Below are 25,930 nucleotides of genomic sequence, written 5' to 3'. Positions count from 1 at the left end.
TTACTATTTTATACCTGATAAGCGTTTAATTCATTAAGTGCATCAAATAAGTCGACCTGCCAGACTATATCAGCCATCCTTGACATTGGTGCGTCTGGATCGTTGTTTATCACGACAATAACTTGAGAATCTTTCATTCCAGCAAGATGCTGAATCGCTCCAGAAATTCCAACAGCAAGGTAAAGCTTAGGCGCAACAACCTTTCCAGTTTGTCCAACTTGATAGTCATTAGAAATAAACCCGGCGTCAACTGCTGCCCTTGAGGCACCAACTGCGGCGTCTAATTTATCTGCTAACTGCTCAATCATTGCAAAGTTATCTTTAGACCCAAGCCCTCTACCGCCAGATACAATGCGCTCTGCAGTAGTTAGTTCTGGACGCTCTGATTGTGACTCTTGAAGAGAGATAAACGTGGAGTTTGATTCTGGCATTGCAGGAGACAAGGCTTCTAAAGCAGCAGAACCGCCATCTTCAGCATGCTCAAAGGCAGTTGCTCTGACCGTCATGACAATCGTATCATCAGAAGTCTCAACAGTTGCCATAACATTGCCAGCATACAAAGGTCTGACAAATGTGTTTGATGATTTAATCTCACAGACATCCGAGATAGGCTGAACATCAAGGAGGGCACCAACGCGCGGCAATATATTTTTACTGTAAGTAGATGAGCCTGAAACCAAGAATTTGTAATCAGACATGACATCAGCAATCAGTTTGCTTGCAACTTCTACATTGGCATGCTCAAGTGAATCATCAACGATTGTTTTGACAGTGTTAATTCCACTCATCGAAGCGGCTGAGCTTGCGTTAGCTGAATCGTTAGTAAGAACTAGTGCATCAACACTATCAGAAAGCTGAAGGGCTGCAGTTAATGCTGCTCTGCTATTTGCGCTAACCTCTGAACCATTTAGTTCGATTAATATAAGTGCTGACATTTATAGAACTCCCATTTGATTTAACTCAGTGAATAGCTCTTCAGCAGAACTAATCTGCTTTGAGGCTCTATCTTTAGTGCCTGACTCCTCTACACTGACGACCTTAATACGAGGAGATGTGTCAATTCCAAGACTCGATAATTCAATCGTCTCTAATGGCTTAGATCTTGCCTTCATAATGTTTGGAAGTGAGGCATATCTTGGCTCGTTTAATCTAAGATCAACGGTTACGATGGCAGGCAAGTTAAGTTTTCGAGTTTCAATACCTGAGTCAATTTCACGGCTGACTTCTACACTATTAGAGTCAGAACTTAAATCAAATTTAGAGATAAATGTGCCCAGTGAATAATTTAATAAACCAGATAATATTTGACCAGTCTGGTTATTGTCATTGTCAACAGCTTGCTTACCCATAATGATAAGCTGCGCTTCCTCACGCTGAATGATATTAGCTAGAATTTTGCCAACATGAAGCGGCTGAAGATCAAGCTCTGAATCAGTCTTAATAAATATAGCGCGATCAACGCCCATAGCCAGAGCAGTTCTGAGCGTGTCAACCGTTTTATCGGTACCTATACTCACAGCAATGGTCTCAGTAGCAGCGCCACCTTCTTTTAAAGTTAACGCCTCCTCAACTGCAATCTCACAAAAAGGATTCATCGCCATTTTTGCATTCGATAAATCGACCTGCTGAGTCTGCTTATTTACTCGAGCTTGCGTGTAAGGATCGAGAACTCTTTTAACTGGAATAATTATTTTCATATTAGATTAAAAAATTCATTAAAAACTCGCGAATAATACCATATAAATAAGATTTGTCTATCATTACAAATTACAATTTTTTAGACGCAATAAAATCAACTTTTATAGACATTTCAATATCCACTATTTAACGTTGAGTGGAAATCTTAGTCTCGCTTCAGCGCCCTGCTGAATAAAGCGATTTTGCAAGCTAATTTCTCCTCCATGGAGCTTCATTATTTTTCTAACAAACCTCAACCCTAAACCATTCCCCCTAACGCCTGTATCTGGCCTTGTCACTGAGAAAAACCGTGTAAACAGTTTATTGATAACTTGAGGAGGTATTCCGGGCCCATCATCAAGAACAATGATAGAAATAGCAGAGTTCGTTTGAGAGGCTTTAATAGTAATTTTTCCAGAAGCAGGTGTGAAATCTAACGCGTTATTGACGATATTTCCAATGGCCTGAACTAAAAGTATTTTTTCAGCCTTAAGTGTTGCATTACTACTGATTTGAATATCGATGTTGAGGTCCTTATCTAGTATTTTTTTAACTCGACTGGGCTCCTTTAAAACCGTATTAACAGCCTCTTTAATGCTCAGCGATTCGACGTTTTTAAGTGCTTCACGCCTTTCAATTCTTGATAAGTCAAGTAATCTATTGACCAGAAGATCCATATGCTTGTTCGACTCTAGGATATTCTTTACAAAGCGCTTTCTTTGAGCATCACTCATCGGACTTAAAAGGTTTTCAGCAGTCAGTTGTATACCTGTTATAGGTGTTCTGAGCTCATGAGCGAGAGTGTCTATATATTGCTCAACATCATCTTTCAGTTCAACGTCTGCTCTAGCATCTTTAATTGTTGTTGCAAGCTTATTGAACTGATTATTAAGGTCAGGCATCAAAACATCTTCACCGCTAAAGAGGTTGGCCGTATATTTTTGAACGCGGTTAATATTTCTAGATATACGATAACTTCCCAAAAAGCCAAAGAGTAAGGAGATAACAAAAATATAAAAGATAAATCTTAGGAGATAGCTCTCACCCATTAATTCAATGAGCGGAGCAACCACCACAACGGTTCCAATTATTTCCCCATTATTTCCATAAATAGGATTTGAGGCATTTAAAAATCTTGATTTCAGAAAGTATTCTATGACCATGCCTCTGGCTTTTTGAGTTCCAGCTACTTTTTCTGTTACCACACTTGTTGAATCTATCATGCCGCTCAGAGCAGATTCAACCTCATTTGCATCTCGCATGTCTGTGCCTAGAGTAAGTCCTCTTGAATCCAGAACTAAAAGACCATCTTTGTCAGTGACATAAATCGCTAAGTTTTCAAGTTTTTGGGGGCTGTTAGTATTAATCGTATTTCTTTGAGATCGAAGGTAATTAACAATCAAAGTTTCAAAGGTTTCTAGATCAATTTCACCATCCTTGTTGTTTTGAGAGGCAACACGGCTCATAAGGCTTGAAACCTCAACCATAATCGATTTTGCAGACTCAAAGGTTGTTCTTTGAGCAAATAACCATAAAAGGCTTGAACTTACAATAAAGTAAAGAAGAAAGAGTTTTGTGCCAATATTAAGCTTGAATCGCTTCATTCAATAAGGCTGTATCCAATACCTCTATGAGTTTCAATGTATTCATTAGTTTCATCCATCTCATGAAGACGTTTGCGTATTGATTTGATGTGCGTGTTAATAGTTTTAATATCTGAGCCATGAGGACGATCCCAAATAATACTCATTAAGTACTCCCTTGAGTGGACCCTGTTAGGGTTTTTAACTAAATGCGAGAGTATCTTGAATTCAGCGGGTGTCAGTGTAAGGTCCTGATCCATGAACACGACTCTTTGCATAGCGTGATTAATACTAAATTTAGAGTCACCACTTTTAACCTCAGGTTTAACCATTCTAAGTTGGGCGCGAACATGTGCGACAACCAGTCTTGGGCTTAGCGGTTTTGTAACGTAGGCGTTGGCACCTAGTCCCTCGAGGCCCAGAACCTGGTCTGATTCATCATCCCTTGCAGAGATAATAATCACTGGCAAGTTAGACTTCTCACGAACTTTTCTTAGTAAATCAAATCCACTCATGTCAGGCAAGCCGACATCGAGTAAGATTAAATCAACCTCATTGTCTTTATGAAACTCGAGTGCTTCCTTTCCATTGTCAAACCATTTGCAATTAAAAGAATCTTTTTCTAAAATAAAACAGATACTTTCAGCGATTGTTTTATCATCTTCAACTATTAAAATTGTTTCCATATTTAAGTCATTAATTATTTAAGAAAAGTGGCATTGTAAATTAAAACCAAACAAAAGAAAGAATCTTCATAAAGTCTTCATCAAAACTCCATATATTCAACATTTGACAACAAGTGTTGGAGACTATTATGTATACATTGTTTTTAGTTTATTAGAGATTTTTCTGTAACTACTACCCCTTTAAGTTACAGATTAAACAAATCGTTAATACTCTAATCTTTAGGTTAGATTATACATACCATTTTGTAAGTCTCTAATAGCTAAAAACAATATTTAGATATTTAGTTTATGTATCAGTTTTTAAAGAACCTCGAATACCTATGTCATTCTCTCTCCGTTTGACAACTGAGGTACCCGCTTTAGTTGGCAGGTTACTCCTACCGGCCAACTAAAGTACTTTTCTTAACTAACAATATTAAATGCAAAAAACAATGCCTAACAATTCGCTTAAAAGATCTACTGTTTCATATTGCAAAAGAAATAACATTGATGAAAAGCAGCTTATCAAAGCTATGAATTGGTATCTTAGTGCTAAACGTGGTGCGAAAGACTACTCAAATATTGATTCCTTTTTAAAGCCTTAGATACTATTTCTTAATTTTTGTAAATGACTAGATTATTCAAACAATTCATATTTGTTGCACTACTATTGCCTATTTCATTAGCTTCGCTAGCACAGATCAAGGTTGGCAGTAAAGCTCCAAATTTTACTCTTAGTGATCAAAACAGTATTCAGCACCAACTCAGTGATTATGAAGGAAGCTGGGTTATATTGTACTTCTATCCAAAGGATGACACCCCAGGTTGTACAACTCAGGCCTGTGACTTTAGAGATGCAGTCAAAAGAATTATTGCAAGCAAGTCAAATGTCTTTGGTGTTAGTCTTGATAGTGTTGAGTCTCATAAGCGTTTTGCTGATAAAAATAACCTCCCATTTTCACTACTCTCTGATGAGTCCGGAGAGGTCTCTGAGGCTTACGACTCTCTTAATAATTTTATGAGTTTTAAGAGTGCTAAAAGAAACACGTTTATTATCGATCCAGATGGAAAAGTTGCAAAGATTTATCTTTCTGTCAAGCCAAGCACTCACTCTCAGATGGTGCTCAATGATTTGAATCAACTTCAAAATTAAAGTGATTGAAAACTATTAACTAAACTCAGTTTAGTTTCTCTGCTCATTTTCTTAATAATGAGTTCCCTTTTAAGGGCATCACTTCTTGATCTAACTTTTTCCTGATAGACTAATTTTAATGGCCTACGAGCTCTTGTATATTTGGCGCCTCCAGTCAATTCTCCTGCATGCTGTTTAAGGCGATTTTCTAGGTCATTCGTGATTCCACAATAGAGCGTTTTATCTCTACACTCAAGGAGATATACTGTCCAAATTTTTGTAGGGATATCAATCATTAAAAACTTTTTACCATATTTATCAAATACAATATTAAATTACACTATAATTCGCGCTTTTTTAAGATTATTTGATTATATAAACGATTATGTTGACAATTGTCATGCGCTCTATATGGCCTATATTTTTAGGCATATTATTTATCAGCCTAGGAAACGGCCTACAGGGAACCCTCAGTAGCTGGAGAGCAGACTATGAGGGCTTTTCAGTCATTACGACTGGATTAGTCATGTCTGGTTATTTTTTAGGGGCATTTGCAAGCTCAATGCTTTCACCAGCTCAAATCAAAAAAACGGGCCAAATCAGAACTTATGCCGCATATGCGTCGATCGCTTCAACGGCGATATTAATACAAATATTGTTTATCGAGCCGCCTGTCTGGTTTATTTCCAGATTTCTGTCTGGTTTTTGTATTGCAGGCATAATGATTATTGTAGAGGGGTGGCTTAATTCCATCTCCTCTAACGAGAATAGGGGGCAACTATTCTCAATCCATATGGTCGTGGTTTGGGGAGGACTAGCAATGGGGCAGGGGCTTTTTGTTGTAGATAATCCTGCAGGCGTCAGTTTATTTTTGTTGGCATCGATCCTATTGTCTGTTTCACTCATACCCATTCTACTGACTGAAATTAAAGCGCCCGATACCGAAATACAAGAATCTTTGGGCATCAAGGCGCTATGGAAGTCATCTCCATCGGGCGTTATAACATTAGGAGTTTCTGGATTGGCTTCTGCTGGTTTTTTTGGAGTAGGCACTATTTATGCGATTAAGTCTGGGCTAAGTGTTTCTGAAACCGCCTTATTTATGACCCTCTTTATTGGTTTTGGCGCAGCCTCTCAGTGGCCATTAGGATGGTTATCAGATAAGATTGATCGACGTAAGGTTATTCTGTTGTGTTGTCTAGTGGTAACTAGTATTTGCGTCTTGCTGTCATTGTTTGAATTTTCAAAAACAGTCTTTTTAGTATTAAATGGCTTGATTGGAGCATTTACTCTACCGCTATACTCTCTGGGCGTTGCTCAAACGAATGATCGTTTAAAGCCCAGCCAAATGGTTAGTGCCAGTGGAACCATTATTTTTGTATATAGTCTTTTTGCTGCATTAGGTCCATTTTCGATGAGTTACTTTATTAACTTATTTGATGAGTTTGGATTCTTGCTTTATTTGGCAGGTGTTCATGTGCTCATTGCAATCATTGTGTTTGGCATGATGTTTATTACTGATGACGTTGATGAGTCTGACCAAGCAAACTTCCAGGTCATGGCTCAAAGACCAAGCGTTGTTGGAATGGAGGTTATTGCTGAGGAAGCATTAGAGTCTCAGCTAGATTCAGACTAAACGCTAGCAGGATTGTCTAAATCATGCCCCAGATCTTTGAGGTCCTGGTATCGATCACCAATTCGATGGTGAGGTCTGCCTCCAATTGAGGCGCCCAACGCCACTACAATTTCGTCATCAGCTGGAGCGTCAGGGATAGAGAGCTGAATGGTTAGATAATGAGATCGACGCCCTGCATCATTTTTGTCCATGAGTGGAATCATGATAGGCGCATTTGCGCCTCCTCGTATATTACAAAAAGAGAGATAGGATTTAGCACCCACTGCTTCTCGGTAAAAGTTACCAAAACGAAGGGTGTGAATGATCCCTGAAGCGTGTTCAATTTCACCTTTTAGGCCGACAATTGCTGATTTGCCATAGCCTTCCACATTTTCACCCGAACCAGCCTCATTAATGATCATCTCGGTTAGTTTCTCACCGAGGCCTGGAGCCACATCAAGAATACCAGGCTTCAGATCGTCTATAAATTGATCACCTTTTTGTAAGTCAATCCAAGGGTTTTTAATGACTGCAACTGCCGCTATAAGGGTAAGGGGTTTTGGGGCTTCTTTGTTTCCCTCAATATAGGTTTTTTCAACGTGTAACAAAGTTTTTCTTATTTGTGCTGACATATTAATTTCCTTACTTCATTCTGAATTAGAGGCTTTATTAAGGCCTCTTTGAAAAACAATAATTAAAGCGCCAGTCTCAGAAAATGATGAGTGCTCACTACCAGGCTCAAAAGAAACAAATTCTCCTTTTCGAAATACAGTGCCATCTGAATCAATGAGTTCGCCTTCTATCATAATAAATTCTTCAAAGCCCATGTGCATATGGGGAACGGTTTGGGCGCCTGGATCCATTTTTAAGACGTAGCTTCCTTGTCCTGATATTTGGTCATAACTGATAATATGCCAACTCATCTTTGGGACGGGCGATCCGTATCGATCAAAGGGCATGAACTCGATGTTGTGTATATCAACGACGTGTCTATCGTGCATAGTTATATTGATAAATAAGTACGGTCAGATGGATGATTGTAACCAATTGTCTTCAGCATAATGACAATTATCATCAACTAAATGAATGCTAAAAGCTTGCCTCGATTTGTTAGATGTATTTTCTGCGCTATAGTGAGGAAGCTGACCATGCAGAATAATGAGGGTTCCAGCCTTCACTTCCAAAAGATCAAGAGCAGTATTAGGCCAGGGGGATTCGTCTAAAATTTCAAACTCTGTGCCACCAGACTTAGCCAACTTAAAACGCTTTTTTAACGGTATTGTATGACCACCTGTAATCGCTTGAAGGCAACCATTTTCAATATTAGCATCCTCTAGTGCTACCCAAAATCCAATACAGCTCTTTGGAGAAGTATACAAAAAGGTTGAGTCCTGATGAAGACCGACTTCACCCCCAATATTAGGCTGTTTAAAGATATGCATTGATTGAAGTTTTCGAGGTTTTTGAATTCCTAATTGCTTACCAATCTCCGGAATATCAAGCGAATTAATCACCTTTTTATAAATTGGATCTAATTCATGCTGTGCGTGACCTATTTTATTAATTGATTTTTGCTTTGGAACAGTAAAGTTACCCTTGCTATCAATCGCCTTTTCTTCAAAGAAGAATCGAATTTGGTCTCCTGAGCTTAAAAAGTAATCATCACTTGACCTTTCTTGTTCGTTGGTTGTAAAAATTGAATGCGATGAGGAGGGATCAAAATCATCAATTAACACTTCAGCACGTTCCATTAGAAGTTTTCTTTGGGTGTCACTAAGAAAGTCTTTGACAACGAGGTAGCCATTTTTATTGTAGGATGAAATTTGAGTTGAGGTTAACATGATTAAAGAATGTTAAAAATATAGATTGGAGATTATATTAGCTTTAAAGTTTAAGAGATATAAGTTTTGTAAACCCTATTTGTAATTTTTGTGAATATCTCATAAGAAATTGTATTGGAGTTTTCAGCAACCACGTCAATAGGGATATTATCTCCAAAAAGCTCCACGCGATCGCCTATTTGAGGATTTAGAACCCCATCCAAGTCAATTGTGATCATATCCATAGAGACTTTGCCTGCTAGTTTGGCAACAGAGCCATTAATAAAAACAGGTGTACCATCTCTAGCGCTTCTGGGGTATCCATCGCCGTAACCAATTGCAACTACGCCAATAGTAGTATCTTTTTTGCAGGAAAATCTATCGCCATAGCCAATAGTTTGTCCTTTTTTAAAGCGTTTAATAGAAATAACTGTCGAAGAGAGTGTCATGACTGGCAGCAGGTCCTTGAAATTCTCACTGAATGGAAAAGGAGAAGAGCCATAAAGCATAATTCCTGGTCTTATAAAGTCTCTATGTGAATCTCCATGAGCAATTATTGCAGCTGAATTTGCGAGCGAAGTTTGTTTTTTGTTATAACCTAGTAGACTATTAAATTTAGATAATTGTTTGTCTGTTGAGTTACTTTCTAGGTTATCTGCGCTGGAAAAGTGTGACATTAATGTTATGCTCTCAACATTTTTACTATTTTCAAGCAGTTGAGAAACTTTTATAAATTCATCCTCTTGGAACCCTAAGCGTCCCATACCAGAGTCAATTTTAATAAAAATATTAAATTTGAAGTTTGACTTATTATTAAGCACCCATTGCACTTGAAGGGAATTACAGACAACCAGCCAAAGGTTTAATTGGCTTACCAGTTCTATCTCAGACTCTTCAAAAATTCCCTCCATAAGAAGTATAGGTGTGGAGAGAATTCCTGAATTTCTAAGCTCCTGGGCTTCTTCAGAGCAAGCAACACCATAACAGTCAGCATCTCCCTCAAGTTGGTGGGCAACCTTTATAGCGCCGTGGCCATAGGCATTTGCCTTAACAACAGCTATCACCTGGGATTGAGGCGCTAATGATTTAGCATAGAGATAGTTTTTTTTAATTGCACTAAGATTGATCGAGGCAATGCATTTTCTAGCCATAATTTTGGGGTGTTCTATTAGCAAAGCTATAACGGCTCATATCTATTCCTTCTAAAGATATTTCAGGCTCACTTCCAGAAATTAAATTAGCTAATAGTTTGCCAGAACCTGCTGACATTGTCCATCCAAGGGTCCCATGCCCTGTATTTAGATATAAATTACTGTATGGTGTAGGCCCAATGATCGGAGTGCTATCCGGCGTACTTGGTCTAAAGCCCGTCCAAAAATTTAAATCATTTGTCTGTTCATATGAGTTGGGAAATAATCTATCTATACCTTGCTTTAGAGACTCGAGTGATTTGGCTCTTAATTCCTTATTAAAGTCAGTTAAGTGAGCAATTCCAGCAACACGTATTGTATCTCCTAGCCTGGTGATTGCAATTTTATTCCTCTCATCCATTATTGTAGATTGAGGGGCATCTTTATCAGCCAAAACAGGGAGAGTGATGGAGTATCCCTTGACAGGATAAATAGGAGTTTGAATGCCAATTTGAGAGAGGATATTATTGGAGTGACTACCAAGAGAAACAGAATAGCAATCCGCTTTAAATTCCCCTTTACTGGTTAAAACTGCAGAAACTGCATTATTGTGTGTTTCAATGGCATTAATTTCAGTCTTGAACTCAAAATTAACGCCCATTTCTAAACATTTTTTATAGATCTCATTTGAAAATAAATAACAATTTCCGGTAAAGTCATCTGTAAATTGAATCCCCCCAGCAATTTGATTTTTTACATATCTAAGGCCGGGCTCAATCTTTAAACAACCCTCAGGATCAAGTAGCTCAGATTTAATATTAAATTTTTCTAAAATTGAAATATCTTTCTTTGCTTTATCAATCTCCTTGGAATCCCAAAAAAGTTGAAGAGAGCCTTGTTTTCTCTGCACATAATTGATATCAAAATCTGCCTCAATTTGAAGTAGTGCTTTTTGAGAGTAATTAGCAATTCTAAGCATACGACTTTTATTAACTTCATAGCTTTTTGAATTACAGTTTTTATACAATCGATACATGAACTTAATAGTCTCAATGCTCATGTTTGGGTTAACAACAAGAGGTGATCGCCCTGACAAAGCCCATTTTAAAATATTAAAGGGAAGTCCAGGAGACGCTAAAGGGGATGTAAAGCCATAGGATAAGCAACCAGCATTCGCATGGCTAGCCTCCATAGCAACACTTTCTTGCCTGTCAATGACAGTAACATCATGCCCTTGTTTAGCAAGGAAATAGGCTGAAGTTGTACCAATTACTCCAGCACCTAAAACGAGAACTTTCATTCTTTTATGGGAATTAAAAATGTTAATTTTACCACTTTGAAATATGGATTATTTGTTCTTGAAATTGAGTAATTTATTGAAGGATATATTTTTAATATTTTTAAATAACAACCATATAAAAATCATACTATAAATGCTTGTAAAAAAAGAATAATTATCTCTATGCTTTTTGAAATAAAGCGTTTAAAATCATCATATTAATTATCTATTTTTGGAGCCAGTTATGTTTGATAAAAATCTTACATTAAATGATGTTGATCCCGATATCGCTAAGGTCATAAGTGCTGAGGAAGCTAGGCAAGAGGCTCATATTGAATTAATTGCATCTGAGAACTATACTTCACCTGCTGTTATGTACGCTCAAGGCTGTCAAATGACTAATAAATATGCAGAAGGTTATCCTGGTAAGCGTTACTATGGCGGTTGTGAGCATGTTGATGTTGCAGAAACTCTTGCTATCAGCAGAGCAAAAAAGCTTTTTGGAGCGGCCTTTGCCAATGTTCAGCCACATTCAGGCTCAACGGCTAATGCAGCAGTCTTTCAAGCGCTGTTAGTTCCGGGTGATACAATATTAGGCATGAGTCTTGCTCATGGTGGGCACTTGACTCATGGCGCGGGGCCATCATTTTCGGGAAAGCATTACAAAGCTTTTCAGTATGGGCTTGATGAGTCTACTGGTGAAATTGATTATGATGAGGTTGAGAGACTTGCTCTAGAGCACAAACCAAAAATGGTTATTGCTGGATTCTCAGCTTACTCAAGAATTATTGATTGGCAGCGTTTCAGGGATATTGCGGATATGGTTGATGCCTACCTACTCGTAGATATGGCTCATGTCGCAGGTCTAGTTGCCACAGGTGACTATCCTTCACCAATAAATATAGCTGACGTCTGTACGACAACAACTCATAAAACTTTAAGGGGGCCTCGTGGCGGTTTAATTGTTGCCAGAGCCAACGAAGAAATAGAAAAAAAACTTAATTCTGCCATTTTTCCTGGAATCCAGGGTGGCCCATTAATGCATATTATTGCAGCTAAAGCTATTGCCTTTAAAGAGGCGATGAGTGAGGACTTTAAGTCTTATCAGAAGCAAGTCGTTAAAAATTCAAGAGCGATGGCTGGTGTCTTTATGGAAAGAGGTTATGATGTTGTTTCAGGCGGAACTGATAACCATGTATTTCTAGTTAGCTTTATTGAGCAAGGATTGACTGGAAAGCTGGTTGATGCAACTCTCGGTTCAGCACATATTACTGTTAATAAGAATTCGGTACCAAATGACCCTCAATCTCCATTTGTAACTAGCGGAATTAGAATTGGAACTCCCGCCGCTACGACGCGTGGTTTTGGTGAATCCGAGTGTAGAGATATCACTAACTGGATTTGTGACATCTGTGATGATATTGAAAACAATGAAGTCATAAATGAAGTTAGGGCAAAGGTTGAAGAGCTTTGCTCTAGATTTCCAGTTTATAAGTAACTCAGATGCGCTGCCCTTTTTGTCAATCAGATGACACCAAGGTTTTAGATACTCGACTACTGGATGATGGCTCACAAGTTCGCCGGAGAAGGGAATGTATTGCATGCGGAGAGAGACACTCAACTCGAGAGACTGTTGACCTTAACCTTCCAAGGTTAATTAAAAGTGATGACTCTAGGCAGAGCTTCAGTGAAAATAAGTTACGTTCAGGTTTGCTAAAGGCGCTTGAAAAAAGGCCTGTTGAGACTTCAAAAATTGAAATGGCCATTCAAAAAATTCAAAGAAAATTGATGGCGCAAAATGATAGAGAGGTTCCTTCTTCGATGTTAGGTGAGTGGGTTATGGAGGAGCTTAGAGCGCTTGATGAGGTCGCCTATATTCGTTTTGCCTCTGTTTATAGGCAGTTCCAAGATATTGAAGAATTCAAGAGTGAAATTGACAAGTTAATCAATAAGTAATCTTATGGCTAAGACAAAAGTAGAGTTTGTATGCCGAGAGTGTGGGGCGTCTCACCATCAATGGGCTGGCCAGTGTTTAGACTGCAAAGAATGGAATACACTTGAAGAAATTGTCATATCGCAAGCAACATCATCCAAGCCAGAGAGTTTAAAGGACCTTCCAGCTTCAAAAGTTCAAAATCTGACTGAGATTAAAGCACAAAATAAAGATCGCCTTTCAACTGGCCTATCGGAGCTAGATCGAACACTTGGTGGCGGTCTTGTTGATGGATCAGTAGTTCTGATAGGGGGTGACCCTGGAATTGGCAAATCTACTCTAATTCTTCAAGCTTTGGCTAAACTCAATAGTGACAATACAACTTTGTATGTCAGCGGGGAGGAGTCTGCTGAGCAGGTTAGTGAAAGGGCAATAAGATTGGGCATCAAGGAAGATATCCTTTTTATAGGTGAAACTCACTTAGAGAAAATAATCAAGCTATCAAAAGACATAAAACCAAAAGTAATTGTTATTGACTCTATTCAAACGATGGTTACTGATCTTTCAGCGTCAGCACCTGGGTCTGTAACTCAGGTCAGAGACTGCGCAGCTCAGCTTACTCAGTACGCTAAGCAAACTAATACTATTTTACTGATGATTGGCCATGTAACAAAGGGTGGAGCGCTTGCGGGACCAAGAATTCTTGAACATATGGTGGATGCAGTCCTATATTTTGAGGGGGATGCTGGGGGTCGTTATCGAATTATTAGGGCTGTAAAAAATCGTTTTGGTGCAGTGAATGAGATAAGCGTATTCGCGATGGGTGAAAAGGGGCTTCAACAAGTCAGCAATCCATCCTCTATATTCCTTTCTAATCAAGAGAATCCTTCATCTGGATCAATGGTCATGGTTACTAGAGAAGCCACCAGACCGCTTTTGGTCGAAATACAAGCACTGGTTGATCAATCGAATGGAACACCAAAAAGAGTCAGCGTAGGGCTAGATCAGAATCGACTCGCTCTTCAGCTTGCTATTCTTCATAAACATTCAGGAATTGCAACGTTTGATCAAGATGTCTTTATCAATGTAGTTGGTGGTATTAAAGTGAGCGAAACTGCATCAGATTTAGTAGTGATGCTCTCAATTGTCTCAAGTCTTAGAGATAAAGTAATCCCAAGTAAATGGATTGCGTTTGGCGAGGTTGGATTAACTGGTGAAGTAAGGCCAGTATACAATGCCCAGGAAAGGCTATCTGAGGCTCAAAAACAAGGATTTGAGCTAGCTATCATCCCGAAAGGTAATGAGCCTAAAAAGTCCATTAAGGGTATGCAAGTGATTCCTGTTGGGTATTTATACCAAGCGATTCAATACCTTTTAGAAAACAGTTAATTATTTATAAGTCAATCCCTTTTTGAGCTCTAATATTAGCTCTAAAAGCGTGTTTTACATCCTCAACCTCGCTCACAGTGTCCGAAGCATCTATTAAGCCTTTACTAGCAGCTCTCCCAGTTATAACGACATGTTGATTCTCAGGTCTGTTTGATAGTGTATTCAAAATTTCAGCTTCATCAAGATAGTTGTAATTGATCATGTAAGTAATTTCATCTAAAACAACTACGGAAATCTTAGAGTCAGAAAGAAATTTTTTTGCCTCAAGCCAAGTTTCCATGGCTCTTTTCTTATCCAGTTCTTGATCTTGAGTGTTCCATGTAAAACCACTTTCCATATGGGCAGAAAAAATATTTGAGTGATTATCTAAAAAAAGATCCTCTCCAGTCTGCTGTTCACCCTTTAAAAAACGAACTAAACCAACTTTCATATCATAACCAAGTGCACGACAAATCATTCCCATGGCTGAGGATGATTTACCTTTACCATTGCCAGTCAAAAGGACAATGATTCCAGTATCAATATTAGCTTCATCAATACGGGAATCAATATATTCCTTTTTACGCTGCATGCGTTTTTTATAGGTCGTGCTCATAATCTATTAAACCCCTTTAAGCAAATTACTAGAAATTATATGTTAAACCTAAAGTAGTTGTTTTTCCAAGAGTATCATAACCTTTAGCCATCTCATAGTTTTTGTCTAATACATTATTGCGGTTTAAATAAGCACTCAGATTTTCAGTAAAATCATAGCTCGTACTCAAATTAAGTAAACCATACCCACCATTCTTTCCATTAGAGTGATTATCTTTATCCCAAACCCAAGAATGAGCGGTCCAGTTAATATTTCGTTTCCACTTTTCAGAAGACTTATTAAGATTTAATGAAATAGATCGATTAGGTCTTCTACCTTTTTGAAGGTCAGTTGAAGCTGCAATAGCCTTATTGAAGTCAATACTTGAATCTAATTCCCAGCCAAATAACTCTGTTCCAATTGACAGTTCAGCACCTTGAATGTTTACAGTGCCATCATTTATATAGTATGCAGGACTTCCAGATTGCCATTTAAAAGCGTCAGCCACTCTACTTTTATATAACTTAATACCAGCATCTCCCCATTTGAAATTATTAGTAAAACCTAATTCAATATTCTTTGATCTCTCAGGATTGAGGCTAGTTTTGCCTGCAACAATATTTGCATTGTTTTTATAGTGATCAGGCAAATTAGTTGCACTTCCAAAAGAGGCATTTACTCTAGTAGTTAAAGTTAAATCTTTTGCCCAATTCAGGTTATAAGTAATATGAGAATTAAACTTATCATGATCAATAAGCCTTGCACCCACTGATATTTCATTATCAGCAACTAAACCTTGCCACTGCCCAAATAAATCAGTATGTTTAATTTTCTTAGCAACTGACGGAGTAGAAAGGTTGTTAAGGTCTTTGTCCACAGAATTTGATAAACCAAGGGATAATTTACTGTTATCGAGATCTATTTCATTAATAACAGTAATTGTATTTAACTCATATTTTGCCGTCCTTCTTTGGATATCTTGGTTCATTATGTCAAAAGAAACCTTTGATCTTTTGCCATAATTATGAGTAATTCCAAGGTTCATTTGTTTTAAGTTATTATCTGGCAAAACTGGAGAACCATAGGGATCATCATATTGGATAATAGCTTTTGTATCAAGAAGATTTACACTAATAGAGGTATTTTCAGTAATTTGACCACCCAGATTCAAGCCATAAGTTGTCCTATCAATTGGGTCCAAGTCGCCATTTCCTAAAGCATCAATACCGTCGGTATGAAAATCAGTTGCAGCAAAGTCAAAATAGCTATTTTCATTTTTAAAATAGGTATTAAGGTTTACTTTAACAGTTCCTTTAGAGCCTGATGAAACATCAATCTTGCTGCTTGTAATTGAATTAATATCTTTATCAGTAAAAACATGTATTACTCCTCCTATAGCTCCTGGACCATATAAAGAAGAAAATGGTCCTTTAGAAATTTCAATTCGCTCAATTTGATCAAGAGGAATCACATCTAAATTTGGCTGTGAACCAGTAATTGTGACTTTGTGACCATCAAGTAATAATAATGTATGACTAGCTTCATTTCCTCTCAATCTAAGGGCTCTTAGGTTCCCTTGTCCACCTTCAAAAGAGACGGAAGGGATACTTTGAAGAAGTCCTGTAAATGTTCTTGCACCAGTAGCTCTAATTTCCGATTTATCAAGCTTAATGGTAGTTGCAATATCTCCAATGACTGGATTAGATGTTCTGTATTCTGTATTGAGAGTAATTTTAATTGGTCCAATAACAGCATATGCTGCTTGAGACACTAGAATTGCTGATAGAGAAGCAGCAAGAATTAATTTTTTAGTAAACATAATAACCCCTTAATAAAATATTATTAAAGAGGGATTTAGAGGTAAATAATTGCAGAAACACAATACATTAACTCACCACCCATCGTAGCTTTAAGTAAAAAAAAATTGAGATGTATCGGACTAATCAAAGAAATACCGTTGCGAGGGCAGTGTTGGATTCTCACCAACTTCCATAACCAATTTTGAGGAAATTATATCTTTTTTTAATACAGGTGTAATAGATATTAAAAAATAAAAAGAATACATAATTTAACAATACTTTGAAGAGCTATAAGTCTTAGGTAAAATACTTCAAAAGATTGATTTATAACTATATCTAAATGAAGAGCAATTCTCTCGAAAATTTAAGATCAGAAATTGATAGCCTGGATCAAAAAATTCAGCTTTTAATCTCTGAACGCGCTGATCTTGCAGCTAAGGTCGCTTTAGTCAAGCAAGAGTCTAAGACGCAGACTGCCTTCTATCGCCCTGAAAGAGAGGCTGAGGTTCTTAGTAAAGTGATTAAAAGGAACAAAAGCTTACTCAAAGATAAGGACATCGCTCTCATTTTTAGAGAGATTATGTCGGCCTGTCTTGCACTTGAACAGCCCTTAAAAATTGCTTTTTTAGGACCAGAAGGTACGTTCACTCAGGAAGCAGCGCTCAAGCATTTTGGTCATGGAGTCTCTCCACTTGACTGCGGAACAGTGGATGAAATCTTTCATCAAGTTGAAACTGATAATGCACAATATGGCGTTGTTCCTATTGAAAACTCCTCAAATGGTGTCATTGGAACGTCTCTTGATATGCTTTATAGTCATGACTTAAATATTTGTGGAGAGGTTGAAATTGCTGTTGCTCATCACCTCATGATGCAGGATCAATCTCAAGAAATTAAGGTAATTTATGCGCACCAACAAGCACTTGATCAGTGCCATAGATGGCTAGCTAACCATTATCCAAATACAGAGTTAAGGCCAGTAGCTTCAAATGCTTTAGGTGCTAGAATGGTTAAAGACGAGCCTAATGCTGCTGCAATTGCCTCAAAGGTTGCTTTAAATATTTATGGCCTTCAAAGAGTAGCTAAAAATATCGAAGATAATGCTGGAAATGTCACTCGCTTCATAGTTATTGGAAAGGATGAAGTGCCAATGGGAATGAATGACAAAACCTCACTATTGGTTGTGACAAAGCATGAATCTGGTGCTCTTTTTGATCTATTAGAGCCTTTTAAAGATAACAACATTAATATGCTCCAGTTAGCAAGACATCCCATACCTGGTATAAAGTGGGAATATCTGTTTTTTATTGATATAGATGGGCATCAAAATAATGATAATGTTAAAGATGCGATCTCCAAGATCAAATCTAAAGTCTCTAAGTTGGAAATTCTTGGCTCATACCCAATAGCAGTCTTATGAACGCCTGTGAATCAATCCTTGGCTTGAGTCCATATCAAGGAGGAAAGCCAATTGAAGAGCTTGCGAGAGAGCTTTGCTTAACTAAAATTTCTAAGCTTGCCTCCAATGAGAACCCTTTGGGGATTAGCATTAAGGTTAAAAAGGCAATTAATGACTCACTTTCGAGTATCAATCGTTACCCAGATGGTAATTGCTTCGAACTTAAAAAGGCTATCGCAACCAAACACAATGTGACCTCTGAGATGATCTCATTGGGTAATGGGTCGAATGAGCTATTAGAGTTAATCGCAAGGGTTTTTGTCTCAAAACAAACTGATGAAGTTATTTTTTCACAGTATGCATTTGTAGTTTATCCACTTGTCACTCAGGCTTTAGGGGCAACTGCTGTTGTCTCACCTGCAAAAAACTTTGGCCACGACTTAGATTCAATGCTGAGTATGATTACAACGTATACTAAACTTATTTTTGTTGCTAATCCCAACAATCCAACTGGCACACTTCTTACTGATAAAGAGGTTTATAACTTTTTAAAACAAGTTCCTGAAGGCCTTCCAGTGGTTCTTGATCAAGCCTATTTTGAATATTTAAATATTGATGACTCTGCCATTCAATGGCTGAGTGAATTTAGCAACCTTATCATTACTCGTACTTTCTCTAAGGCATATGGACTAGCTGGTCTTCGAGTTGGATATTCACTTTGTAGTCCTCTAGTTGCTGATTTCATTAATCGCGTCAGAGAGCCATTCAATGTGAACTTCACGGCGCAAGTTGCGGCTATTGCTGCCTTGAAAGATGATGACTACTTGTCAGAATCTATCAAGGTCAATTCTGATGGATACGAGCAGTTGGTCGAATGTTTTAAATCGCTTCATTTAAACTTTATACCATCGCATGCAAATTTTATTGCTGTTGAGTTTGATGATGCAATGGACATATATAACGCTCTTCTTAAAGAAGGAGTCATTGTTAGGCCTGTTGAGATGAGTGGATATCTTAGAATTTCAATTGGCACTTTCGAAGAAAATGCACATCTCATAGCTGCTCTTAATAAAATCCTATGCTAAATAAAATTACAATCATAGGTGTGGGACTTATTGGAGGTTCTCTTGCAAAAGCCATAAAGGCTACCAAATTAGCTAATATAGTATGCGGATATGGTAGAGATCAATCTCGACTAGAGAAGGCTAAAAAAGGCAATATCATTGATGAGCTATCAACTGATATGGCTGAGGCAATTAAAGACGCTGATATCGTTGTTATTGCTACTCCAGTTGGAACTTTTAATCAAATTCTTAAAGAAATAGAGCCATTCATCTCTGATCAAGTTATTATTACTGATGTTGGAAGCACTAAAACCAATATCGTAAAAATTGTGAACGAAGTTTTAGTTAAAAAATCTAAATGCTTTGTACCTGCTCACCCCATAGCTGGAAAGGAAAAGAGTGGCTTTGAGGTCAGCGTTCCGGATCTATTTGAAGACAAGAAAGTCATCATTACCCCTTTAGAGAATAATGCACCTGAGTCCACTAAAATCATTCACGACATGTGGAGTGCGGTTGGTGCTGATGTAGACTTTATGAGTCCTGAGTCTCACGATGAGCTACTTGGTATGACCTCCCACTTGCCCCATATGCTTGCTTTCTCTCTTGTCAATTATCTAGTGAGTCAAAACCCAACGGCTTCAATCTATGCAGGTGGAGGGTTTAAAGACTTCTCAAGGATTGCCTCAGGCGATGCTGTCATGTGGAGAGATATTTGCCTACAAAACAAAGATCAAATCACTGATCATATAAATGGCTATCAAGCAACTCTTAGTGAGCTTAAAGATGCTATCAATAGCGATAACAGTGAAAAACTTGAGCTGCTATTCAGGACTGCGAAAAATACAAGAGATTCATGGGTAGGTTAAGATAATCGATGGCTAGCTTTGTAACATCCCACTCTAAATCATTATCAGGATCAATCAGGGTACCTGGAGATAAATCAATTTCCCACAGATCTATCATGCTCGGTTCAATTGCAACGGGAACAACTAGGGTCTCAGGATTCCTTCAGGGAGAGGATAGTTTGGCGACCTTGAACGCATTCAAGGAAATGGGAGTTTCTATTGAGCGAAAAGGCTCTGATGTGATCATTCAGGGTGTTGGAATGTACGGCTTAAAAATGCCAACAAACTCTTTAAATCTTGGAAATTCAGGTACCTCAATTCGACTGATGTCGGGCCTTCTGAGTGCGCAATCATTTAACTCAGAGCTTTGCGGAGACAAATCACTATCCAAAAGGCCAATGGGAAGAGTCATTGAGCCTCTTCGTCAAATGGGTGCAGACATCTCAGGTCCAAACTCAATGCCACCTCTTTCGATTAACGGCGGAAAGACTTTGTCGGCTATCGAATATACTTTGCCTGTTGCATCAGCCCAGATTAAATCCTGTATCTTATTAGCAGGCCTCTATAGCAAAGGCTCTACAACAGTTATTGAGAACGGCATTTCAAGAGACCACACAGAGCGTATGCTCAGAGGCTTTGGTTATGAAGTTCAAACCTCACCTAATAAAATATCGATTGAGGGTGGAGGTTCCTTAAAGGCTTGCAATATTGAAGTGCCCAGTGATATCTCTTCAGCCGCCTTTTTTATGGTTGCAGCATGCATATCAGATGATGCTGACATTATTTTAGAAGCGGTCAACATCAATCCTACTCGAACAGGCGTTATTGATATTCTTAAGTTAATGGGTGGCAATGTAGAGCTCTCAAATGAAAGAGTTGATGCTGGAGAATTAATTGCAGATATTAGAGTGCGCTCTTCAAACCTTAAAGGGATTCAAATTCCAAAAAAACTAGTCCCACTTGCCATTGATGAGTTTCCTGCAATATTTATAGCTGCCAGTTGTGCTAATGGTGAAACCCTTCTGACAGGCGCTAAAGAGCTTAGAGTGAAAGAGTCAGACCGGATACAAGTGATGGCTGATGGATTGACATCGCTGGGTATTATAAATCATGTGCTAGAAGATGGCATTAGGATAGTAGGCGGCAAATTTAAAGAACAAACCGCACCCATTGAGTCTCACCATGACCATCGCATCTCTATGGCATTTGCCATTGCATCGGTCAGCTCAGATTCAGATATAAAGATTGAAGGGGTTGATAATGTAAAAACATCTTTCCCTAATTTTATTGCACTAGCCAACTCAATCGGAATGAGTATTACTGAAAGCGCTTAGATACTAAGTTAAGCAAAAAGCCATCAGGTTGTTATAATACGCCCTTTAAAAAAAACTCTATTCTATGTCTATATACGAAGCAGTATTAAAAAACGCTGAACCATTCTTTGCTTGGGATGTTCTCTCATGGCTATTTGTTGCAATGATACTTGCAATTGTTATTGTTTTGATTGATCTAGCTCTGTCTAAGGGTGATCAAGAGCCTGCATCAGATGCCATGGTAGAAAAATCAAAATTTAGCAAAATTGCCTATTTTTTAATTTTTTTAAAGTTCTCAAAATCTGAAAAATATAGCCACAGGCCTAAACTTGTTCAGTGGTCAATCGAGTTGTTCCCTGTTTTACTTCTAGTGTTAGTCTTTAGGGGGTTTATATTTGAACCTTTTCGTGTTCCATCAAACTCAATGATGCCGACGCTTTTAACGGGTGACTTTATTCTAGTCAATAAATTTGATTATGGCTTCAGACTCCCTATATCAAACTCCAAACTGGTTGAATTCTCAAAACCAAATAGGGGTGATGTCATTGTATTTAGGTATCCAAATTATGAAAAAAACCCTGGCTATTCAGGGGTTGATTTTATTAAACGAATTGTTGCTGGTCCTGGAGATGTAATTTCATATAAAAATGATCAATTGACTATCAACGATAATTCAATGGATATTAAGATAATTGGGCCTTATATCGGTGTCGACTCAGGCAAACCCATGAATAACTACAAACTTGTTCAAGAGTTCATAGACTCAATGCCTCATGAGATCCTTTTAAATCCCAAAGGGCACTCAAAAGAGCTTCCTGAAATTACGATCCCTGAGGGACACTATTTTGTAATGGGGGATAATCGTGCACACAGTAGTGATTCAAGGTTTTGGGGTTTCGTCCCAGAGGATTACATTATAGGGCGTGCAATTGGAATCTGGATGCACTGGGACTGGAACTTTAATACCATGCAATTTAGTAGGATCGGTGGGTTTGACTAAAGATTGAAAGTGCTCTCAATTCAATAATTGAGAGCACCTTGGTTTTATTTATTGTAAATCTTTAAAGCTTTAAGAACGTTCACAGCTTCGTGGACATAGTAGTCTTCGAGTAAAAGGTCTATGTATTCCTGATCACGCTCAGCAGCAATCTTATCTTGTGACTCTAGGATTTCCTCTGCAGTTAGCTCAGTCGGATTAACTTCATCTTGCGAATCTGAAGTGTCAACTTCAGTAGAGTCTGAGTCTGACATATCATCAGTATTAGTTTCATCTTCATCCTGCGCTGATAGGGCATTCTTAAGATCTTTTTCCTGCGAACTAAAGTCTATTGACTCTTCTTCCTCATCTTCATCTTTCAATGAAATGTTATCAAGTGCAATATCTGGAGATATTCCCTTCGCTTGAATAGATCTTCCTGAGGGAGTGAAATATCTAGCAGTTGTGAGCTTAAGACCGTAACCATCCTGAAGACTCATCATGGACTGGACGGAGCCTTTACCAAAGGATTCTTCACCCATAATGATGGCGCGTTTGTGATCTTGCAGAGCGCCAGCAACAATCTCAGAGGCTGATGCAGAGCCCACATTCATGAGGACAACAATTGGCGCACCATTCAAGATATCACCCGGTTTAGTTGGAAAAGACATATTTGAAGTAGGAGTTCTGCCTTCCGTGTAAACAACGATTCCTGGCTCGTCAATAAATAAATTAGAAATATCAATTGAAGAGTCAAGGAGTCCGCCAGGATTATTTCTTAAATCGATAATCAGGGAATCAAGATCACCTTCATTTTTCCTCACTAAGTTAGCAATAATTTTTTCTACAACCTCAGCTGTTGGCCTTTGAAACTGTGCGATTCTAAGGTAACCAATACCATCAGAGACAATCAGACCTTTAGCCGAAGTTATTGTGATAACTTCTCTGGTGATTTCGACTACAAAAGGGGCAATTTCAGGCCTACCAATTGTTAGTTTAATGGTTGTTCCAGGAGCACCCCTCATAAGCTTGACACCCTCCTCGAGATTTATTTGACTTACATTTTGGTCACCGATTTGCAAAATAATATCTCCTGCTTTGAGTCCAGCCCTGTAAGCAGGGGTATCATCAATTGGAGATACTACCTCTATAAAGTCACCTTTAGTACCAATGACTATCCCAAGACCTCCAAATTTACCCATAGTGCTCTCGCTGACCTTAGACTGAGCAACTGGCTCTAAGAAACTCGAATGAGGGTCTAGTCCTTCAATGAGCCCCCTTATAGCATTATTAAAAAGTGTTTCATCATCAATGTCATCAACATACATCTGTTTGATTTGAGAGAATACAGCAGTAAAGGTATTTAGCCCCTCGAAGAATGATGGGGAGTCAAGGGGTGAGTAATTGTCATCATCTGCAACAGTTGAGGTTGCAAATAAAATAAAAACTGAAAGCGCAAAAGATTTAAAAAAAGTCTTTAAGTTAATCATAAGGATACCTGAAGGTCTCAAAAAAAATTAAATTGTACTAATAAACAAACAATATAGCATGAAGAAATAATATAGTTTTTATGAAGAACATTTTAACTTTTAATTTATAAAGATGTATGCTGAACTAAAATTGTCAGCTTAAATCTAAAAATGAAAATGGATTAAGGGTATTTCATATGGACAAAATTTTAAAAGACTTTAATTTTATTATTGACATTAAAGTTGACTGGGGAGATATGGATGCACTCCAGCATGTCAATAATATTGAGTATTTCAAATATTTTCAAACGGCTCGAATTGCATACTTTGAAAATATAAACTCTGGTGACCTATTTGCAGAGTCGAGAATTTCAACGATATTGGGCTCCACCCAGTGCAAGTTTATTTATCCACTGTTTTATCCAGATAGTATCTCAGTGGGTGTGAGAGTCGAATCTATGGCAGATCAGTATTTCACTATGAAATATGAAGTAAAGAGTCATAATCATCAAAGGCTTGTCGCTATTGGTGATGCAAAAGTGGTTGCATTTGATTACGTCAATAATGTAAAAACTTCAATACCTGATGAGGTAAGAAATACAATCATTGGCTTTGAAAAAACTAAAGTTCAAATTCTTGGTAAAAGTTCTTCCTGATGACTCAAAGTTAACAATGGATAATTATATTCTTCCAAAAAAACAAGCTATTATTGTTTTTTTTGTTTTTGCTTTTGGCTATTTTTTATCGTGCTTGCTAAGGGCTATCACAGCTACACTTTCTCCAGTATTAACACTTGAATTTGATTTAATGGCTGCAGATTTGGGGCTGCTTGCTGGTGGATATTTTTTAGGTTTTGCATCCATGCAAATACCTCTTGGGTATTTGTTAGATAAGTTTGGACCTAAAAAAATTGTATCTTCATTTACATTAATCGCATTAATTGGAACTGTCTCTTTTGCCCTTGCTCAAAGCTTCTCAGGTCTACTAATTTCTAGGATATTAATTGGAGTTGGGGTGAGTGCTTGCCTAATGGCACCATTAACAGGATACAGAATTTGGTTTGCTAAAAACCAACAGCAAAGAGCCCACTCATGGATGTTAATGATTGCTTCGTTAGGATTTTTATCATCGACATTACCTGTTCAACTTTTATTGCCTACGTTAGGATGGAGATGGATATTTGGAGGAGTTGCGACATTGATATTATTTAGCATAATTTTGATGTTATCCTTTATTCCAAAGTGGGGCCATCAAAAGGATAGGTCTTTAGATGGCTCATTTGCTGATGTATGGAAAAATAAATTCTTTATCAGTGTTATTCCGCTAGGTTTGTTTAATTATGGCGGCTTAATGGCAATCCAAACTTTGTGGGCAGGGCCCTGGATGATTAGAGTAGCAGGGTACTCTCCACTTGAAAGCGCTACAGGATTATTTTGGATAAATATTACAATGCTGGTTTCATTTTTCTTATGGGGTTATTTTTTACCTAGGATTATAAATCTAGGTTTTAGTGCATTAAAAATAATAAAATTTGGCTTACCATTAAGTTTTTTGGTAATGTTAACTATTATCCTTTTAGGGCCAAAAGCGGGTGCATTTTATATAACATTATTTATCCTAACTTCAATCTTCTTATCTGTAATACAGCCAGCTGTAGGCTTGACTTTTCAAAGCCACCTGGCAGGTAAAGCGCTTACGTCATTTAATTTGTTAATTTTTTTAGGAGCTTTTATAATGCAATGGTTTATTGGCCTAGTAATCGACTTAGTTAAAAGTTTTGGCTATAGTGAAATTATAGGATTTAAAACGTCCTTTTCAGCTTTCTTATTATTAAGTTTGATGTCTTACATTTTCTTTTTAATTATCAACAAAAAACCTCAATCAATTTAAAATGAAAAAACCACTCAAAATTATTGGTTTATTAATCTTGATTTGGGGCCTCATAGAGGGGGCTTTATTTTTTTATAATATGAATTATATAATCTGTACTGCAGGGATTGAGAACCAGCAATCTGTTGCAGAACAATGCTCTCACTTAAACAAACTATGATAGATTTTCTGGTTCCTACTCCCCTTACCATTGGATTTTTATTAGTCCCTTTTTGTGGGCTATTCTTTTTAAAGCGAACTAAGTATCGTAAATTAGGTATTGGTTTAATCATAGTGTTTGTAGGTTTTCTACTTTATACCGTTTTGGGATTTCTTCTATTATGGTTATCAGTTTCAGTATTGGGCGCTCATCCTGGGGCTGAATCCCTCATAAATTGA

At 37.7% G+C, this 25,930-nt stretch carries 27 protein-coding genes and 1 riboswitch; of the genes, 14 read left to right on the top strand and 13 right to left on the bottom strand.

Going from position 1 to position 25,930, the window contains the following annotated elements:
• Window positions 1-8: 8 nt before the first annotated feature.
• The 4 genes from W908_RS04690 to W908_RS04675 all read right to left on the bottom strand — a co-directional run bounded on the left by W908_RS04690 (window position 9) and on the right by W908_RS04675 (window position 3,946).
• Complete coding sequence (locus tag W908_RS04690) at window positions 9-935, bottom strand: electron transfer flavoprotein subunit alpha/FixB family protein (RefSeq protein WP_053820137.1); 927 nt, start codon at window positions 933-935, stop codon at window positions 9-11.
• Window positions 936-1,697 (bottom strand): electron transfer flavoprotein subunit beta/FixA family protein, encoded by a 762-nt coding sequence (locus W908_RS04685; RefSeq protein WP_053820136.1) that lies wholly within the window; start codon window positions 1,695-1,697, stop codon window positions 936-938.
• A gap of 123 nt (window positions 1,698-1,820) precedes the next feature.
• Window positions 1,821-3,281, bottom strand: coding sequence for an ATP-binding protein (locus W908_RS04680; RefSeq protein ID WP_053820135.1), 1,461 nt, complete (start codon window positions 3,279-3,281; stop codon window positions 1,821-1,823).
• A complete protein-coding gene (locus W908_RS04675; RefSeq protein WP_053820134.1) occupies window positions 3,278-3,946 on the bottom strand; it encodes a response regulator in 669 nt (222 codons plus the stop codon). The genes W908_RS04680 and W908_RS04675 overlap by 4 nt, the downstream gene beginning before the upstream one ends.
• Before the next feature lie 431 nt (window positions 3,947-4,377).
• Here W908_RS04675 and W908_RS08805 point away from each other — a divergent pair, with 431 nt between their 5' ends.
• Both W908_RS08805 and W908_RS04670 read left to right on the top strand, forming a co-directional pair.
• On the top strand, window positions 4,378-4,530 hold the full coding sequence (locus W908_RS08805; RefSeq protein ID WP_162490001.1) for a hypothetical protein: 153 nt from the start codon (window positions 4,378-4,380) through the stop codon (window positions 4,528-4,530).
• 23 nt (window positions 4,531-4,553) lie between these two features.
• Window positions 4,554-5,078 carry a peroxiredoxin gene (locus tag W908_RS04670; RefSeq protein WP_053820133.1) on the top strand — a complete coding sequence of 175 codons (525 nt, stop codon included), beginning with the start codon at window positions 4,554-4,556 and terminating at the stop codon, window positions 5,076-5,078.
• Here the strand turns inward: W908_RS04670 and W908_RS04665 are convergent.
• A complete protein-coding gene (locus W908_RS04665; protein WP_053820132.1) occupies window positions 5,075-5,353 on the bottom strand; it encodes a GIY-YIG nuclease family protein in 279 nt (92 codons plus the stop codon). The genes W908_RS04670 and W908_RS04665 overlap by 4 nt on opposite strands.
• An 89-nt stretch (window positions 5,354-5,442) precedes the next feature.
• Here W908_RS04665 and W908_RS04660 point away from each other — a divergent pair, with 89 nt between their 5' ends.
• Entirely contained in the window at window positions 5,443-6,693 is a 1,251-nt protein-coding gene (locus tag W908_RS04660; protein ID WP_053820131.1) for an MFS transporter, read from the top strand.
• Here the strand turns inward: W908_RS04660 and W908_RS04655 are convergent.
• The 5 genes from W908_RS04655 to W908_RS04635 are packed head-to-tail and all read right to left on the bottom strand — an operon-like array spanning window position 6,690 to window position 10,922.
• A complete protein-coding gene (locus tag W908_RS04655) occupies window positions 6,690-7,304 on the bottom strand; it encodes an amino acid synthesis family protein (RefSeq protein WP_053820130.1) in 615 nt (204 codons plus the stop codon). The two genes, W908_RS04660 and W908_RS04655, sit on opposite strands and share 4 nt — an antisense overlap.
• Window positions 7,305-7,319: 15 nt before the next feature.
• On the bottom strand, window positions 7,320-7,673 hold the full coding sequence (locus W908_RS04650) for a cupin domain-containing protein (RefSeq protein ID WP_026364839.1): 354 nt from the start codon (window positions 7,671-7,673) through the stop codon (window positions 7,320-7,322).
• A 24-nt stretch (window positions 7,674-7,697) separates the two neighbouring features.
• Window positions 7,698-8,513 carry a phytanoyl-CoA dioxygenase family protein gene (locus tag W908_RS04645; protein ID WP_053820129.1) on the bottom strand — a complete coding sequence of 272 codons (816 nt, stop codon included), beginning with the start codon at window positions 8,511-8,513 and terminating at the stop codon, window positions 7,698-7,700.
• A gap of 50 nt (window positions 8,514-8,563) precedes the next feature.
• Window positions 8,564-9,643, bottom strand: a complete 1,080-nt coding sequence (gene alr / locus W908_RS04640) for an alanine racemase (RefSeq protein ID WP_053820128.1) — start codon at window positions 9,641-9,643, stop codon at window positions 8,564-8,566.
• Complete coding sequence (locus tag W908_RS04635; protein WP_053820127.1) at window positions 9,636-10,922, bottom strand: D-amino acid dehydrogenase; 1,287 nt, start codon at window positions 10,920-10,922, stop codon at window positions 9,636-9,638. Before W908_RS04635 ends, alr begins: the two co-directional genes overlap by 8 nt.
• 223 nt (window positions 10,923-11,145) lie before the next feature.
• Between W908_RS04635 and glyA the strand changes: the two genes are divergently transcribed.
• From glyA to radA, 3 genes are read left to right on the top strand one after another with little or no spacing between them, the layout of a single operon-like run.
• Window positions 11,146-12,399: a serine hydroxymethyltransferase gene (glyA, locus tag W908_RS04630; protein ID WP_053820126.1), complete on the top strand. Its 1,254-nt coding sequence runs from the start codon at window positions 11,146-11,148 to the stop codon at window positions 12,397-12,399.
• Window positions 12,400-12,404: 5 nt separating this feature from the next.
• Window positions 12,405-12,857: a transcriptional regulator NrdR gene (gene nrdR / locus W908_RS04625; RefSeq protein ID WP_053820125.1), complete on the top strand. Its 453-nt coding sequence runs from the start codon at window positions 12,405-12,407 to the stop codon at window positions 12,855-12,857.
• A 4-nt stretch (window positions 12,858-12,861) separates the two neighbouring features.
• Window positions 12,862-14,223: a DNA repair protein RadA gene (radA, locus tag W908_RS04620; RefSeq protein ID WP_053820124.1), complete on the top strand. Its 1,362-nt coding sequence runs from the start codon at window positions 12,862-12,864 to the stop codon at window positions 14,221-14,223.
• A 4-nt stretch (window positions 14,224-14,227) separates the two neighbouring features.
• On the opposite strand, the gene cobO is transcribed toward radA, so the two are convergent.
• Entirely contained in the window at window positions 14,228-14,821 is a 594-nt protein-coding gene (cobO, locus tag W908_RS04615) for a cob(I)yrinic acid a,c-diamide adenosyltransferase (protein ID WP_144417909.1), read from the bottom strand.
• 25 nt (window positions 14,822-14,846) lie between these two features.
• A complete protein-coding gene (locus tag W908_RS04610) occupies window positions 14,847-16,616 on the bottom strand; it encodes a TonB-dependent receptor domain-containing protein (protein ID WP_053820122.1) in 1,770 nt (589 codons plus the stop codon).
• 90 nt (window positions 16,617-16,706) lie between these two features.
• Window positions 16,707-16,828, bottom strand: a riboswitch (cobalamin riboswitch).
• Window positions 16,829-16,936: 108 nt separating this feature from the next.
• Here W908_RS04610 and pheA point away from each other — a divergent pair.
• The 5 genes from pheA (at window position 16,937) to lepB (ending at window position 22,217) form a co-directional block, all read left to right on the top strand.
• A complete protein-coding gene (gene pheA, locus W908_RS04605) occupies window positions 16,937-18,016 on the top strand; it encodes a prephenate dehydratase (RefSeq protein WP_053820121.1) in 1,080 nt (359 codons plus the stop codon).
• Complete coding sequence (gene hisC, locus W908_RS04600; RefSeq protein WP_053820120.1) at window positions 18,013-19,080, top strand: histidinol-phosphate transaminase; 1,068 nt, start codon at window positions 18,013-18,015, stop codon at window positions 19,078-19,080. Before pheA ends, hisC begins: the two co-directional genes overlap by 4 nt.
• Entirely contained in the window at window positions 19,074-19,925 is an 852-nt protein-coding gene (locus W908_RS04595) for a prephenate dehydrogenase (protein WP_053820119.1), read from the top strand. The genes hisC and W908_RS04595 overlap by 7 nt, the downstream gene beginning before the upstream one ends.
• 8 nt (window positions 19,926-19,933) lie before the next feature.
• Window positions 19,934-21,238: a 3-phosphoshikimate 1-carboxyvinyltransferase gene (aroA, locus tag W908_RS04590; protein WP_053820118.1), complete on the top strand. Its 1,305-nt coding sequence runs from the start codon at window positions 19,934-19,936 to the stop codon at window positions 21,236-21,238.
• 64 nt (window positions 21,239-21,302) lie between these two features.
• Entirely contained in the window at window positions 21,303-22,217 is a 915-nt protein-coding gene (gene lepB / locus W908_RS04585) for a signal peptidase I (RefSeq protein ID WP_053820117.1), read from the top strand.
• Window positions 22,218-22,261: 44 nt separating this feature from the next.
• Here lepB and W908_RS04580 read toward each other — a convergent pair whose 3' ends face one another.
• The gene (locus tag W908_RS04580; RefSeq protein ID WP_053820116.1) at window positions 22,262-23,683 is read right to left on the bottom strand and encodes a S41 family peptidase; all 1,422 of its coding nucleotides are present in this window, start codon (window positions 23,681-23,683) and stop codon (window positions 22,262-22,264) included.
• Between the two features lie 176 nt (window positions 23,684-23,859).
• On the opposite strand from W908_RS04580, the gene W908_RS04575 reads away from it, so the two are divergent.
• The 3 genes from W908_RS04575 to W908_RS04565 all read left to right on the top strand — a co-directional run bounded on the left by W908_RS04575 (window position 23,860) and on the right by W908_RS04565 (window position 25,930).
• Complete coding sequence (locus W908_RS04575) at window positions 23,860-24,318, top strand: acyl-CoA thioesterase (RefSeq protein WP_053820115.1); 459 nt, start codon at window positions 23,860-23,862, stop codon at window positions 24,316-24,318.
• 16 nt (window positions 24,319-24,334) lie between these two features.
• Window positions 24,335-25,552, top strand: a complete 1,218-nt coding sequence (locus tag W908_RS04570; RefSeq protein ID WP_053820787.1) for an MFS transporter — start codon at window positions 24,335-24,337, stop codon at window positions 25,550-25,552.
• A 135-nt stretch (window positions 25,553-25,687) separates the two neighbouring features.
• Window positions 25,688-25,930, top strand: a complete 243-nt coding sequence (locus W908_RS04565) for a hypothetical protein (protein WP_053820114.1) — start codon at window positions 25,688-25,690, stop codon at window positions 25,928-25,930.

Origin of the sequence: Candidatus Pseudothioglobus singularis PS1 (assembly GCF_001281385.1) — a bacterium.
GTDB classification, from domain to species: domain Bacteria; phylum Pseudomonadota; class Gammaproteobacteria; order PS1; family Pseudothioglobaceae; genus Pseudothioglobus; species Pseudothioglobus singularis.
Note: the sequence above shows the minus strand (reverse complement) of the source record. Positions and strands in the feature narration are given on the sequence as shown.

Bases quoted from the DNA above. Each gene is read 5' to 3' on its own strand.
- W908_RS04690 (WP_053820137.1), bottom strand. From the start codon at position 935: ATGTCAGCACTTATATTAATCGAACTAAATGGTTCAGAGGTTAGCGCA.
- W908_RS04685 (WP_053820136.1), bottom strand. From the start codon at position 1,697: ATGAAAATAATTATTCCAGTTAAAAGAGTTCTCGATCCTTACACGCAA.
- W908_RS04680 (WP_053820135.1), bottom strand. From the start codon at position 3,281: ATGAAGCGATTCAAGCTTAATATTGGCACAAAACTCTTTCTTCTTTAC.
- W908_RS04675 (WP_053820134.1), bottom strand. From the start codon at position 3,946: ATGGAAACAATTTTAATAGTTGAAGATGATAAAACAATCGCTGAAAGT.
- W908_RS08805 (WP_162490001.1), top strand. From the start codon at position 4,378: ATGCCTAACAATTCGCTTAAAAGATCTACTGTTTCATATTGCAAAAGA.
- W908_RS04670 (WP_053820133.1), top strand. From the start codon at position 4,554: ATGACTAGATTATTCAAACAATTCATATTTGTTGCACTACTATTGCCT.
- W908_RS04665 (WP_053820132.1), bottom strand. From the start codon at position 5,353: ATGATTGATATCCCTACAAAAATTTGGACAGTATATCTCCTTGAGTGT.
- W908_RS04660 (WP_053820131.1), top strand. From the start codon at position 5,443: ATGTTGACAATTGTCATGCGCTCTATATGGCCTATATTTTTAGGCATA.
- W908_RS04655 (WP_053820130.1), bottom strand. From the start codon at position 7,304: ATGTCAGCACAAATAAGAAAAACTTTGTTACACGTTGAAAAAACCTAT.
- W908_RS04650 (WP_026364839.1), bottom strand. From the start codon at position 7,673: ATGCACGATAGACACGTCGTTGATATACACAACATCGAGTTCATGCCC.
- W908_RS04645 (WP_053820129.1), bottom strand. From the start codon at position 8,513: ATGTTAACCTCAACTCAAATTTCATCCTACAATAAAAATGGCTACCTC.
- alr (WP_053820128.1), bottom strand. From the start codon at position 9,643: ATGGCTAGAAAATGCATTGCCTCGATCAATCTTAGTGCAATTAAAAAA.
- W908_RS04635 (WP_053820127.1), bottom strand. From the start codon at position 10,922: ATGAAAGTTCTCGTTTTAGGTGCTGGAGTAATTGGTACAACTTCAGCC.
- glyA (WP_053820126.1), top strand. From the start codon at position 11,146: ATGTTTGATAAAAATCTTACATTAAATGATGTTGATCCCGATATCGCT.
- nrdR (WP_053820125.1), top strand. From the start codon at position 12,405: ATGCGCTGCCCTTTTTGTCAATCAGATGACACCAAGGTTTTAGATACT.
- radA (WP_053820124.1), top strand. From the start codon at position 12,862: ATGGCTAAGACAAAAGTAGAGTTTGTATGCCGAGAGTGTGGGGCGTCT.
- W908_RS04610 (WP_053820122.1), bottom strand. From the start codon at position 16,616: ATGTTTACTAAAAAATTAATTCTTGCTGCTTCTCTATCAGCAATTCTA.
- pheA (WP_053820121.1), top strand. From the start codon at position 16,937: ATGAAGAGCAATTCTCTCGAAAATTTAAGATCAGAAATTGATAGCCTG.
- hisC (WP_053820120.1), top strand. From the start codon at position 18,013: ATGAACGCCTGTGAATCAATCCTTGGCTTGAGTCCATATCAAGGAGGA.
- W908_RS04595 (WP_053820119.1), top strand. From the start codon at position 19,074: ATGCTAAATAAAATTACAATCATAGGTGTGGGACTTATTGGAGGTTCT.
- aroA (WP_053820118.1), top strand. From the start codon at position 19,934: ATGGCTAGCTTTGTAACATCCCACTCTAAATCATTATCAGGATCAATC.
- lepB (WP_053820117.1), top strand. From the start codon at position 21,303: ATGTCTATATACGAAGCAGTATTAAAAAACGCTGAACCATTCTTTGCT.
- W908_RS04580 (WP_053820116.1), bottom strand. From the start codon at position 23,683: ATGATTAACTTAAAGACTTTTTTTAAATCTTTTGCGCTTTCAGTTTTT.
- W908_RS04575 (WP_053820115.1), top strand. From the start codon at position 23,860: ATGGACAAAATTTTAAAAGACTTTAATTTTATTATTGACATTAAAGTT.
- W908_RS04570 (WP_053820787.1), top strand. From the start codon at position 24,335: ATGGATAATTATATTCTTCCAAAAAAACAAGCTATTATTGTTTTTTTT.
- W908_RS04565 (WP_053820114.1), top strand. From the start codon at position 25,688: ATGCTCTCACTTAAACAAACTATGATAGATTTTCTGGTTCCTACTCCC.